The sequence below is a fragment of the Streptomyces hainanensis genome, assembly GCF_004348415.1.
GTDB lineage: Bacteria > Actinomycetota > Actinomycetes > Streptomycetales > Streptomycetaceae > Streptomyces > Streptomyces hainanensis.
The window spans coordinates 1-12025 of the sequence record NZ_SMKI01000236.1; the positions used below are offsets into that span (position 1 = coordinate 1).

Below are 12025 nucleotides of genomic sequence, written 5' to 3' on the forward strand. Positions count from 1 at the left end.
GCCCCGCGACTACCGCCCCTACCGCAGCAGCGCGTTCCGGCACCCCGTCCGGCCGCTGGTCGCCGTCGAGGGCGGCGACCCGGAGATGGCCGAGCTGCACGGCCCGGTGTTCGGCCGCACCGACGTCACCGACCTCGACAACGACCTCACCCGGCAGCACGCCGGCGAGCCGCTCGGCGAGCGGATCACCGTCTCCGGCCGGCTGCTCGACGGCACGGGGCACCCGGTGCGCGGACAGCTGATCGAGCTGTGGCAGGCCAACGCCTCGGGCCGCTACGCCCACCAGCGCGACCAGCACCCGGCGCCGCTCGACCCCCACTTCACCGGGGTGGGCCGCACCCTCACCGACGACGAGGGCCGCTACCGCTTCACCACCGTCAGGCCGGGCGCCTACCCCTGGCGCAACCACGACAACGCCTGGCGTCCGGCCCACCTGCACTTCTCCGTCTTCGGCACGGCGTTCACCCAACGCCTGGTCACCCAGATGTACTTCCCGGGCGACCCGCTCTTCCGGCACGACCCGATCCTGCGGTCGGTCACCGACGAGTCGGCGCGGCAGCGTCTGGTCGCCGCCTACGACCACGAGCTCTCCCGGCCCGAGTGGTCGCTCGGCTACCGCTGGGACATCGTGCTGGACGGGCCGGCCGCCACCTGGATCGAGGAGGGCCGCTGATGTCGCGCACCCCCTCCCACACCGTGGGCCCGTTCTTCGGCTACGCCCTGCCGTTCCCCGGCGGCGGCGACCTCGCGCCGCCCGGCCACCCGGCCGCCGTCACCGTGCACGGCCGGGTGCTCGACGGCGCCGGCGCGCCGGTGCCGGACGCCCTGCTGGAGCTGTGGGGTCCCGACGAGCACGGCGAACTGCCGTCCACGCCCGGCTCGTTGCGCCGGGACGCGGTCACCGGCGGCTTCCTGGGCCGGCACGCGGCCGACTTCACCGGCTGGGGCCGGGTGCCCACCGACGCCGAAGGACGCTGGTCCGCGCGCACCCTGCGCCCCGGCGCGCGGCCAGGACACGCGCCGTACCTCAGCGTCTGTGTCTTCGCCCGCGGCCTGACGCACCACCTGTTCACCCGCCTCTACTTCCCGGAGGACTCCGTCGCGCACGCCGACGACCCGCTGCTGGCCGCGCTGCCGGCCGAGCGGCGGCGGACGCTGATCGCGACGGCCGGGGCGCACGACACGTACCGCCTCGACATCCGGTTGCAGGGCGAGGAGGAGACGGTCTTCCTTGAGTTCCGCTGACCCCTTCGCCAGCTCCCCCTCCCCCGATCTCCCCGGCGCCGTCGGCGAGTTCGGCCTGCTCACCCCCGGCAGCGCCGGCTCGCCGGCCGAGGCGGCCACCGGGGACGTGGCGTTCCTGTCGGCCATGCTGGACGCCGAGGCCGCGCTCGCCAGGGCGCAGGCCGCCCGGGGGCTGATCCCCGCCGCGGCGGCCGAGGCGATCACCGCCGCGGCCCGCGCCGAGGCGTTCGACGTCCGGGGGCTGGCGCTCCGCGCCCGCGCCGGCGGCAACCCGGTGATCCCGCTGGTCGCCGAGCTGACCGAGCGGGCCGGCACCGACGCCGTGCACCGGGGCGCGACCAGCCAGGACATCCTCGACACCGCGGCCATGCTGGTGGCGGCGCGCACCCGGCGGTTGGTCCTCGCCGACCTGGACCGGGCGGCCGCCGGCCTGGCCGCGCTGGCGGCCGCCCACCGGAACACCCCGATGGCGGCCCGCACCCTCACCCAGCACGCGGTGCCGACCACCTTCGGGCTCAAGGCGGCCGGCTGGCTCGGCCAGCTGACCGCCGCCCGCGGCCGGCTGGCCGATCTGCCGCTGCCGGCCCAACTCGGGGGCGCCGCCGGCACGCTGGCCTCCTTCGCCGAACTGTCCCAGGCCGAGGACGACGCCGGCCTTCCGCTGCTCCGCGGCTACGCCCGCGAGCTGGGCCTGGCCGAACCCATGCTGCCCTGGCACACGTTGCGCGCCCCGGTGGCCGAACTCGGCGCCGCACTCGCCCTGGTGACCGGCGCCCTCGGCAAGATCGCCGCCGACGTGCTGGTGCTCGCCAGGACCGAGATCGCCGAGGTCGCCGAGGTCGCGGGGGGCGGCTCGTCCGCCATGCCGCACAAGAGCAACCCGGTGCTGGCCACGCTGATCGCCGCCGCGGCCCGGCAGGCGCCGGCGCTCGCCGCCGTGCTGCTCGGCGCGCTGGCCGCCGAGGACGAACGCCCCGCCGGCGCCTGGCACGCGGAGTGGCAGCCGCTGCGCGAGCTGTTGCGGCTGACCGGCGGCGCCGCCGCGAGCGCGGCCGCGCTCGTCGAACGGCTGACCGTGCGCCCCGACCGGATGCGGGAGAACCTCCGCCTGACCGGCGGTCTGCTGGTCAGCGAGCGGCTGGCCCTCGCCCTCACCCCGGAGCTCGGCCGGGACACGGCACGACGGCTGCTGCGCGACGCCACCCGCCGGGTGACCGAACACGGCGGCACGCTGGCCGAGGCGCTGCGCGGCACCACGCCCCTGGCCGAGGAGCGGCTGCGCGAACTCACCGACCCCACCCGCTACACCGGCTCGGCCGGCGCGTTGACCGACCGCGCGCTGCGCTCCCACCGGAAGGAGGACAGTGCCACTCCACCACCGGCTTGACGGGCCGCCCGACGGCCGCCCGCTCATCCTGGGCCCCGCGCTCGGCACCTCGCTGGCCGTCTGGGACCCCCAACTCCCCGCGCTGGCCCGCGACCACCGGGTGCTCCGCTTCGACCTGCCGGGCCACGGCGGCACCGCCGCCCGGGGCCCGGCGCCGGACAGCGTCGCCGGGCTCGCCGACCTGGTGCTGGCCCTGGCCGACGCCCAGGGCTGGGACACCTTCCGCTACGCCGGCGTCTCGCTCGGCGGCGCCGTCGGCCTCCAGCTCGCCGCCGACCACCCGGCGCGCGTCGCCTCGCTCGCGCTGCTCTGCACCTCGGCCCACTTCGGCCCGCCCGACGCCTGGCACGCCAGGGCGGCGACGGTGCGGGCCGAGGGCACCGAGGCCCTGGTACCGAGCCGCCGGGACACCTGGTTCTCGCCCGGCTGCGCCGACCCGCCGCGCCTGGCCGCGCTCCTCGCCGACCTGCGCGCGGTGGACCCCGGGGGCTACGCGGCCTGCTGCGCCGCCCTCGCCACCCTCGACCTGCGGGACCGGCTGTCGTCCGTCACCGCGCCCACCCTCGTGGTCGCCGGCCGCGACGACCCGGCCACCCCGCCGGCGCACGCCAGGGAGCTCGCCGACGGCATCCCGGGGGCGAGCCTCACCGAACTCGCCGGCGCCGCCCACCTCGCCCACCTCGAACGCCCGGCCGCCGTGCTCGCCGCACTCCTCGACCATCTGGGATCCGCCGGCGACGCCGGGCGGCACACCGCCGGGCTCGCCGTGCGGCGCGCGGTGCTCGGCGACGCGCACGTCAACCGGGCGCTGGCCCGCGCCACGCCCCTCACCGCCCCGTTCCAGGACCTGATCACCCGCTACGCGTGGGGCGAGATCTGGACCAGGCCGGGGCTCAGCCGCCACACCCGCAGCTGCGTCACGCTCACCGCGCTGGTGGCCGGCGGCCACCTCGACGAGCTGGCCCTGCACGTGCGCGCGGCACTGCGCAACGGGCTGACCCCGGAGGAGATCGGGGAGGTGCTGCTCCAGTCGGCGATCTACTGCGGAGTGCCCGCGGCCAACGCCGCGTTCGCCGTCGCCGACCGGGTGCTGCGGGACGACGGAAGGAGCGAGGGGTGAGTGCCGTGGAGACGACGGTCGGCATCGTGGGCGGCGGCCCCGCCGGGCTGCTGCTGGCGCGGCTGCTGCACGCGCGGGGCGTCGCCTGCGTGGTCCTGGAGAGCCGGGACCGCGGCTATGTGGAGCGGCGGCAGCGCGCCGGAATCCTGGAACAGGGCACCGTCGACGTGCTGCGCGCCTGCGGGGCGGGCGAGCGGATGGACCGCGAGGGCCTGGTCCACGACGGGATAGAGCTGCGCTTCGACGGCCGGGCGTACCGCGTCGACCTCCCGACGCTCACCGGCGGTCGGCGGGTGACGGTCTACGCCCAGACCGAGGTCGTCAGGGACCTGATATCCCTCCAACTCGCCGAGGGTCCACCGCTGTTGTTCGACGCCACCGTCACCGCGGTCGAGGGCGCCGACACCGCGCGGCCGGTGGTCCACTACCGGCGCGACGGCGTCGACGCCCGGCTCGACTGCGACTACGTGGTGGGCTGCGACGGCTTCCACGGCGTCACCAGGACCGTCCCCCCGCCCGCCGCCCGGCGCGTCGTCGAACGCGGCTACCCCTACTCGTGGTTCGGAATACTGGCCGACGTGCCGCCGTCCTCCGACGAGCTGGTCTACGCCCACTCGCCGCGTGGCTTCGCGCTGGCCAGCATGCGTTCCCCCCACGTCAGTCGGCTCTACTTCCAGGTACCCAACGGGACCGACCCCGCCGACTGGTCGGACACGGAGATCTGGGCCGAGCTCGCCAGCCGCTTCGAGACGGTCGGCGACTGGCGGCTGCGCACCGGCCCGATCACCGCCAGGTCGGTCCTGCCGATGCGGAGTTCGGTCACCGAGCCGATGCGCCACGGCCGCCTCTTCCTGGCCGGCGACGCCGCGCACATCGTGCCCCCGACCGGCGCCAAGGGCCTCAACCTCGCGGTCGCCGACGTCGTCGAGCTCGCCCGGGCCTTCGGCCGGCTGCACGACGACGGCTCCCCCGACCTGCTCGACGCCTACTCCGCCACCCGGCTCAGGGCGGTGTGGCGGGCCGAGCACTTCTCCCACTTCATGACGTCGACGCTCCATCTCGCCCCGGACCAGGACCCGTTCGCCACCCGTCTGCAACTCGCCCAGCTGCACCGGATCGCCGACTCACGTCACGCGGCGGCCGAACTCGCCGAGAACTACGCCGGGTTCGCCCCGCCGGACCCGCTCGCCGGCTGACGGTGCCCGGCGGCGTCGCGGGCGCCGAACCATCTCGGCAGCCGGTCGAACAGTTCCCGTTGGTCGTCGCCGACCCACGCCACGTGCCCGTCCGGCCGCAGCAGTACCGCGGGGACGTCCAGGTCCTCGCCGACGTCCACCACGTGGTCGACCCGGCCGGCCCAACCCGCCACCGAGAGCCGGCCGGTCTGGTCGAGCAGCAACCCCCGGCCAACGCGGGTCAGTTCGTAGAGGCGCCCGCGCCCCAGCCGCACGTCCCGCATCCGCCGGCCGAGCAGCTCGTGCCCCTCGCCGAAGTCGTAGCGGACCCCGATCGCGGTGACCTTCTCGATCAGGTGCCGGTGGACGTCCTCGAAGTCCATCAGCTCCGACAACAGCCGACGCACCGACCGGGGCCCCGGCTCGGGGGACAACAGCTCCAGCTGCGCGCGGGTGGTGTCCAGCACGTCTGCGGCCACCGGGTGCCGTTCGGTGTGGTAACTGTCCAACAGCCCCGCCGGCGCCCACCCGCCGACCTCGGCGGCCAGTTTCCAGCCGAGGTTGAACGCGTCCTGGATGCCGAGGTTGAGGCCCTGCCCGCCCGTCGGCGGGTGGATGTGCGCCGCGTCGCCGGCGAGCAGCACCCGCCCGACCCGGTAGCGCTCGACCAGCCGGGTGGCGTCCCCGAAGCGGGACAGCCAGCGCGGCGAGTGCACGCCGAAGTCGGTGCCGGCGAAGACCCGCAGCTGCCGCCTGAACTCCTCGATGGTGGGTGGGACCGAACGGTCCTCGGCCACCGCCTCGGCGGGCACCACGACGCGGTACACGCCGTCGCCGAAGGGCCCGACGCCGAACCGCCTGTGGGTCCTGCGGACTTCGGCCACCACGGCGGCCACCGTCTCCGGTGCCACGCCCACCTCCATCTCGCCCAGCAGCGTGTCCACCCTGGTGGGCTCGCCGGGGAAGCCGACGCCCAGCAGTCCGCGCACCGTGCTGCGGCCGCCGTCGCAGCCGACGAGATACCGGGCGCGCAGCCGCGTGCCCCCTCCCCCGCCCTCGGCGGCTACGCCCCTCCTGGCCAGGTCGGCGGTCACCCCGTGCTCGTCCTGGCTCAGCCCGACCAGCTCGTGGCCGCGCCGGATCTCGGCGCCCAGCTCGACGGCGCGCTCCGCCAACAGCCGGTCCGTGACGGGCTGCCGGATCGCGAGGACGTAGGGATGGGCGGTGTCCAGCCGTACCGGACCGGGCTTCTCGATGCCGGCGAAGAAACCGCCGGCCGGGTACCGCCCGCCGTGTTCGAGGAACCGCTCCAGCAGACCTCGCTGGTCCATCACCTCGATGCTGCGCACATGCAGGCCGAGCGAGCGGACGTACCCGGTCGGCTCCGTCTCGCGCTCCAGCACGACCACCCGCACGCCGTGCAGCCGCAACTCGGCGGCCAGCATCAGGCCGGTCGGTCCGCCGCCTACGACGATCACGTCGGTCACATCGGTCATCAGGAATCCCCCGCTCGGTGCCGTGGTGTGGCTTCGGCCGGAGATTCTGCGGCACGGACGGGGTCTTGCCGCAAGGCCCCCGGTGCGCTATACGTTGAGAGTGGCAAGGAGTGGCGAACTCCTTGCCTTCGTCATGTGTCGTCCGCCGCGCGTGGCGGCGCCGTCAGGCCATCCGGTCCAGATCGGCCGCGAGGACCACGTTGAGCAGCGGCGACCCCGCGTTGAGCCGCGTCAGTTCGTCCAACACCACCTCCGCGAGCCGGTGCACCTCACCGCCCTGGGCGCCGGCGAGGTGCGGGGTGAGCCAGACGTTCTCCAGGGTGTAGAGCGGCGAGTCGGGCGACAGCACCTCGGGTTCCGTGACGTCCAGCACGGCCTCGATCCGCCCGGAGACCAACTCGGCCACCAGTGCGTCCTGTTCGACCAGCGAGCCGCGCGCCGTGTTCACCAGGACCGCACCGTCCCGCAGCAGGGCGAGCCGGCGCCGGTCGATCATCTCCCGGGTCTCCGGGATGGCCGGCGCGTGCAGGCTCACCAGGTCGCACTCACCGAGCAGCGCGTCGAGCGGCAGCAGCCGCACGCCGAGCGCCCGCGCCTCGGCCTCCGTCAGGTAGGGGTCGGCGAGCGCCACGTCCAGGGAGAACGGGCGCAGCAGCTCCACGACCCGACGGCCGATCCGGGAGGCCCCGACCAGGCCGACCCGCCGCCTGTGGTTGCCGATGCCGGGGAACTCCCGCAGCACGTCCACGTAGCGGCGCCGTTCGCGGTAGCGTGCGGTGGCCGCCCTGACCCGCTTGAGGGCCAGCAGGATCATGGCCAGGGTGAACTCGGCCACCGGCTCGGCGTTGGCGCCGGCCGCCGTGGTCACCGGGATCCCGCGCCGCCAGCACTCGGGCGACACATGGCTCTTCACCGAGCCCGCCGCGTGCAGCACGGCGCGCAGCCGGGGCGCCGCGTCCAGCGCGGCCGCGTCCAGCACCGGGCTGCCCCAGCCGGTGATCAGCACCTCGGTCTCGGCCAGCGCGGCGCGGGCCGCCGGCGAGTGGAACTCGGTGAGCACCGTGCCCTCGCGCAGCTCGGCCAGCTTCCGCAGCCGGGCCCACTGCGCGGGGCTGAACAGGCGCCCCGGCAGGTCGGCCGCCATGGCGAGGGCGACCTTCGGCTGTGGGTGCTCCACAAGTCCTCCGTGGTGAGAGTTGGGGGTGGTAACCGTTTACTGAAAACGTGCGCATCATCGGCGGCTGGGAAAGGGCAAGTCAAGGTAACGTTGGCGCGTGGCAACCACTGGACCGGGGAAGCCGGTTTCTGCGTCGACCGCGCGCGGCGGACACGAAGGACACGGCGGATCCGGCGCGGGCGCCCCCGCCCGCCGCAGCACCATCCGGGACGTGGCCAGGCAGGCCGGCGTCTCGGTGGCGACCGTCTCCCGGGTCCTCGCCGACAACTACCCGGTGACGCACACGACCCGAGCCAAGGTGCTGCGCGCCGTGCGGCAGCTCGACTACGTGGCCAACGCGCACGCCAAGGCGCTGGCCGGCACGGGAGTGGAGACCATCGCGCTGGTGCTCGACGACATCACCTGGAGCGCCTTCGCGCAGATCGGCGCCGGCGTCGAGCAGGAGGCCGCGCGGCGGGGCCGGCTGTGCCTGGTGTGCACCACGCAGGGTGACCGGCAGCGGGAGCTCGCGGTGGTCAACCTGATGCGGGAGCAGCACGCGGCCGCCGTCATCCTGGTGGGCGGCATCCAGTACACCACCGAGTACCGCGAGCGGATGAGCCGGTTCGCCCGCTCGCTGGACAGCGTCGGCTCGCGGCTCGTGCTCTGCGGCCGGCCGCCGCTCGCCGACGACCTGCCGGCGACCGTCGTCGAGTACGACAACGAGGGCGGCGCCTACGGGGCCACCGCGCACCTGCTGTCGCTCGGCCACCGCCGGATCCTCTTCGTCGGGGCCCAGGAGGGCCAGTCCACCGCGGACGGCCGGCTCTCCGGCTACCGCGGGGCGCTGGCCGACTACCGGGTGGCCGCCGCGCCGGAGCTGGAGCGCGAGGGCCTGTTCCTGCGGGACGCCGGGCTGCGCGCGGTGCGCGAGGCACTGCGCGAACAGGTGGCGTTCACCGCCGTGTTCGCGGCCACCGACATGGTGGCGCTCGGCGCGCTCGAAGGGCTGCGGGAGGCCGGTCTCCGGGTGCCGGACGACGTGTCGCTGATCGGCTACGACGACATCCCGATGGCCAACGAGCTGACTCCGAGGCTGACCACGGTGCACGTGCCCTACCAGGAGCTCGGGCGCACCGCGGCCCGGCTGGTGCTCGACCGGCGGGACGGGGTGGGCGGCGCCGAGGACCGCACGCGGCTGAGCACCCACGTGGTGGTCCGCGGCTCCACCGCTCCCCCGGCGCCCGGGCCGCGCTGACCACGGACCCGCCTGGCGGGCGGTCACTTGAGGGCGCCGAGGGTGACGCCGGTGCGCCAGTAGCGCTGCATCGCGACCATGAAGATCACCAGCGGGATCACCGAGAGCAGGGCCCCGGTGAGCACCAGCGCGGTGAGGTCGACACCGGCCTCGACGCGCTTGCTGTTCCAGAAGTAGAGGCCCAGGTTGAGGCTCCACTTGTCCTCGCCCCGCAGCATGGTGAGGGGCAGGAAGAACTGGTTCCAGTTCTGCACGAAGGAGAGCAGGAACACGGTCGCGCCGCCGGTCGACATCAGCCGGACCACGATCTGGAAGAAGATCCGCAGCTCGCCCGCCCCGTCGATGCGGGCCGCCTCGATGATCTCCTCGGGCACCGCGCCGTCCGTGTACACCTTGGCCAGATAGACGGAGAACGGGCTGATGAACGACGGGATCAGCACCGCCCAGACCGAGTCGACCAGGCCGATCCGCGAGAAGAGCAGGTAGAGCGGCATGGTCAGCATGGCGTACGGGATCAGGAACGAGCCGATCACCGCGCCGAGCAGCAGGCCGCGTCCGGGGAACTGGAAGCGGGAGATCGAGTAGCCGGCGGCCAGGGCGATCAGGGTGCCCACCAGGCCGCCGACGGTGGCGTACAGCAGCGAGTTGAGCAGCCAGCGCAGATAGATGCCGTCGTTGTACTCCAGTACCTGCTCGATGTTCTGGAACAGGTTGAAGTCCCCGAACCAGAGGCCGTTGGTGTAGAGCAGGTCGCGCTGGTCCTTGGTGGCGGAGACCACCAGCCACCACACGGGGGCGATCGAGTAGAGCACCAGGGCGCCGAGGCCGACCAGCACCAGGATGCGGGAGAACCTGGACTGCCGGGTGCCGACGGGGAGTTCTTCGCCCGGCTCGGGCCGGCGGCGGGTCGCGGTCATGACGGGGCCCTGTTCGTGAAGCGGTAGAAGAGGAAGGAGATCGCGCCGACGATCAGCGCGAGGATCACCGAGAGCGCGGCCGCGTAGCCGTAGTCGTTGCTGTCGAACGCCTGGTAGTAGATGAGCATGATCGGCGTGTAGCTCTTGGTGACCGTCTCGGGGGCGACCTGCCGGAAGAGCAGCGGCTCGTTGAAGATCTGCAGCATGCCGATGATGGCGAGCATCCCGGTGAGCACCAGGGCGCCGCGCACGAAGGGCACCTTGATCGACCAGGCGATGCGCAGCTCGCCCGCGCCGTCGACGCGGGCGGCGTCGAACACCTCGCGGGGTACGGCGCGCAGGGCGCCGTAGATGATCAGCATGTTGTAGCCGACGCCGTGCCAGGTCAGCAGATTGCCCATGGAGACCCAGAGCATCTCGGAGGCGTAGAAGTCGGCGTCCACGCCGACGAGTTCGAGAACGCCGGTGAGCGGGCCGAGCCGGGGGCTGTAGAGGTACATCCACATCAGCGCGGCCACGATGCCCGGGATCATGTAGGGCACCAGGAACGCCAGCCGGAAGCGGTGCGCCGTCCTGGTGGCGAGCTGGTCGAGGAGCAGCGCCATGCCGAGGGCGAGGGAGAGCATCAGCGGGATCTGGAAGCAGGCGAAGACCAGCACCCGGCCGACCGAGGCCCAGAAGGCGCCGTCCTGGAGACCCCGGGTGAAGTTGTCGAAGCCGACGAAGACGCGCTCCTGGCCGCCGATGCCGAGGCCCGAGCTGCGTTCGCTGAACAGGCTCTCGTAGACCGCGTAGCCGACCGGGACCACGAAGACGAAGAGGAATCCGACGATGAAGGGGGCGGCGAAGGCGGCGCCCTTGAGCGCGCGGAGCGTGTGCCAGCGAGACGTCCGGCGGAGGTCGCGGCCCGGGCCGCGGCGGGTGGCCGCGGCCCCGGTCGGCTCCGCCCTGGTGGCGGTGATCGACATCTGGAGGGTTCCTGACGTTGCGTGGGGTGGGGACGGCTGCCTACTCGACGACGTTCACGCCCTGCTGCCTGAGGTCGTTCACCGTCCACTCCTGCATGTGGTCGAGGATCGACTCGACGGTGATCTCACCGTTCATCGCCTTGCCCCACTGGTCGGCCAACTCCTCGTACATGGCCCGGGAGTTGGGGCCGTAGATCCAGCCCTCCGCGTAGTCGTCGGACTCCTGGACCACCGGGACGGTCTCGGCCGCGTACTCGCCGAACAGCTCGTTCGGCACCAGCGCGTCGAGGAACGGCTCGGGGTCGGCCACGGCCGGGTACCAGCCGGCGCCCTCGGCCGGGTCGGCCATGGCGGTGACCGGTTCGGCCTCGGTGGCCAGCCAGACGGCGGCCTCCACGGCGGCCTCCTGCTCCTCGCACAGCGCCGGGACGAAGAGGCCCGCGGTGTCGGCCGCGGAGAGCGGGGCCGACTGGCCGCCCAGGGTGAGGTTGGGGGCCGGCTCCCACTCGCCCAGGGTCTGGTCGGCGTTGCTCTGGTGGCCGCTGAGCTGCCAGGTGGAGAGCTGGCGCATGGCGATCCGGCCGTTGTCGTACTCCTGCATCATCGCCGGGTACTCGGCGTAGGAGATGCGCTCGACCAGGTCCTCGTCCAGCAGCCGCTGCATGATCTCGGAGGCGGTGCGGGACGCCTCGTCGGTGAAGTCGATCCGCCAGGCGTCGCCCTCGATCGCGTACCAGCGGGCGCCGGCCTGCCAGGCCATGTTCATCCAGGTCGAGGGGTCCTCGCCGGCCAGGTTGAAGATGTGGATCCCGTCCTCGCCCAGCCGCTCGCCGACCTCGATGGCCTCCTCCCAGGAGGTGGGGTAGGCGAGGTCGCGCTCCTCGAAGGTCGGGGCGTGGAACATGGTGAAGATCGGCTGCCGCTGGTTGGGCACCCCGTAGACGACGTCGGCGATCGACAGCGCGTCGATCGCGCCGGCCGCGAACCGGTCGGCGTGCGGCTCCAGGTACTCGCCGATGTCGGCGATCACGCCCTGGGCGAGCAGCATGCCGCCCTGCCGGTTGTCGCTCTGTGCCAGGCAGGGGGCGCCTGAGGGGTCGCCGGCGGCGTGCGCGTTGTTGAGCGTGTTGGACAACTCGGCCGCCGGCACGTTCACCAGCTCGATCCGCACGTCCTCGTGGGCCGCGTTGAACGCGGCCTTCCGGGGTGGTGACCCAGGCGTAGGCGGCGAAGCCGTTGCGGTAGGGGTAGATGGAGCCTTCGCCGTTCCCGCGCTTGCCGCTCACGCCGCCCACTCCTCGGC

At 73.7% G+C, this 12025-nt stretch carries 11 protein-coding genes; 6 read left to right on the forward strand and 5 right to left on the reverse strand.

Annotated elements, in window-relative coordinates; all coding sequences use genetic code 11:
• The 5 genes from pcaH to E1283_RS21140 form a co-directional block, all read left to right on the forward strand.
• The coding region (gene pcaH, locus E1283_RS21120; RefSeq protein WP_132819679.1) for a protocatechuate 3,4-dioxygenase subunit beta at window positions 1–673 on the forward strand (673 nt) is incomplete at its 5' end.
• Complete coding sequence (gene pcaG / locus E1283_RS21125; RefSeq protein WP_132819680.1) at window positions 673–1245, forward strand: protocatechuate 3,4-dioxygenase subunit alpha; 573 nt, start codon at window positions 673–675, stop codon at window positions 1243–1245. The genes pcaH and pcaG, both read left to right, overlap by 1 nt.
• Window positions 1232–2632 carry a 3-carboxy-cis,cis-muconate cycloisomerase gene (pcaB, locus tag E1283_RS21130; RefSeq protein ID WP_132819681.1) on the forward strand — a complete coding sequence of 467 codons (1401 nt, stop codon included), beginning with the start codon at window positions 1232–1234 and terminating at the stop codon, window positions 2630–2632. The genes pcaG and pcaB overlap by 14 nt, the downstream gene beginning before the upstream one ends.
• Window positions 2610–3752, forward strand: coding sequence for a bifunctional 3-oxoadipate enol-lactonase/4-carboxymuconolactone decarboxylase PcaDC (gene pcaDC / locus E1283_RS21135; protein ID WP_132819682.1), 1143 nt, complete (start codon window positions 2610–2612; stop codon window positions 3750–3752). The genes pcaB and pcaDC overlap by 23 nt, the downstream gene beginning before the upstream one ends.
• A 5-nt stretch (window positions 3753–3757) precedes the next feature.
• Window positions 3758–4948, forward strand: a complete 1191-nt coding sequence (locus tag E1283_RS21140) for a 4-hydroxybenzoate 3-monooxygenase (RefSeq protein ID WP_132819687.1) — start codon at window positions 3758–3760, stop codon at window positions 4946–4948.
• Here the strand turns inward: E1283_RS21140 and rox are convergent.
• On the reverse strand, window positions 4909–6414 hold the full coding sequence (gene rox / locus E1283_RS21145; protein WP_132819688.1) for a rifampin monooxygenase: 1506 nt from the start codon (window positions 6412–6414) through the stop codon (window positions 4909–4911). The genes E1283_RS21140 and rox overlap by 40 nt on opposite strands.
• 172 nt (window positions 6415–6586) lie before the next feature.
• Window positions 6587–7567, reverse strand: coding sequence for a hydroxyacid dehydrogenase (locus E1283_RS21150; protein ID WP_132819689.1), 981 nt, complete (start codon window positions 7565–7567; stop codon window positions 6587–6589).
• Window positions 7568–7811: 244 nt separating this feature from the next.
• On the opposite strand from E1283_RS21150, the gene E1283_RS21155 reads away from it, so the two are divergent.
• Window positions 7812–8837: a LacI family DNA-binding transcriptional regulator gene (locus E1283_RS21155; RefSeq protein WP_243744993.1), complete on the forward strand. Its 1026-nt coding sequence runs from the start codon at window positions 7812–7814 to the stop codon at window positions 8835–8837.
• 23 nt (window positions 8838–8860) lie between these two features.
• Here E1283_RS21155 and E1283_RS21160 read toward each other — a convergent pair whose 3' ends face one another.
• The 3 genes from E1283_RS21160 to E1283_RS21170 are packed head-to-tail and all read right to left on the reverse strand — an operon-like array spanning window position 8861 to window position 11893.
• A complete protein-coding gene (locus E1283_RS21160) occupies window positions 8861–9754 on the reverse strand; it encodes a carbohydrate ABC transporter permease (protein ID WP_132819684.1) in 894 nt (297 codons plus the stop codon).
• Window positions 9751–10722: a carbohydrate ABC transporter permease gene (locus E1283_RS21165; RefSeq protein ID WP_132819685.1), complete on the reverse strand. Its 972-nt coding sequence runs from the start codon at window positions 10720–10722 to the stop codon at window positions 9751–9753. The genes E1283_RS21160 and E1283_RS21165 overlap by 4 nt, the downstream gene beginning before the upstream one ends.
• A 40-nt stretch (window positions 10723–10762) precedes the next feature.
• Window positions 10763–11893 carry an ABC transporter substrate-binding protein gene (locus tag E1283_RS21170; protein ID WP_132819686.1) on the reverse strand — a complete coding sequence of 377 codons (1131 nt, stop codon included), beginning with the start codon at window positions 11891–11893 and terminating at the stop codon, window positions 10763–10765.
• Between the last annotated feature and the right edge of the window lie 132 nt (window positions 11894–12025).

Bases quoted from the DNA above. Each gene is read 5' to 3' on its own strand.
- pcaG (WP_132819680.1), top strand. From the start codon at position 673: ATGTCGCGCACCCCCTCCCACACCGTGGGCCCGTTCTTCGGCTACGCC.
- E1283_RS21150 (WP_132819689.1), bottom strand. From the start codon at position 7,567: ATGGCGGCCGACCTGCCGGGGCGCCTGTTCAGCCCCGCGCAGTGGGCC.
- E1283_RS21160 (WP_132819684.1), bottom strand. From the start codon at position 9,754: ATGACCGCGACCCGCCGCCGGCCCGAGCCGGGCGAAGAACTCCCCGTC.
- E1283_RS21165 (WP_132819685.1), bottom strand. From the start codon at position 10,722: ATGTCGATCACCGCCACCAGGGCGGAGCCGACCGGGGCCGCGGCCACC.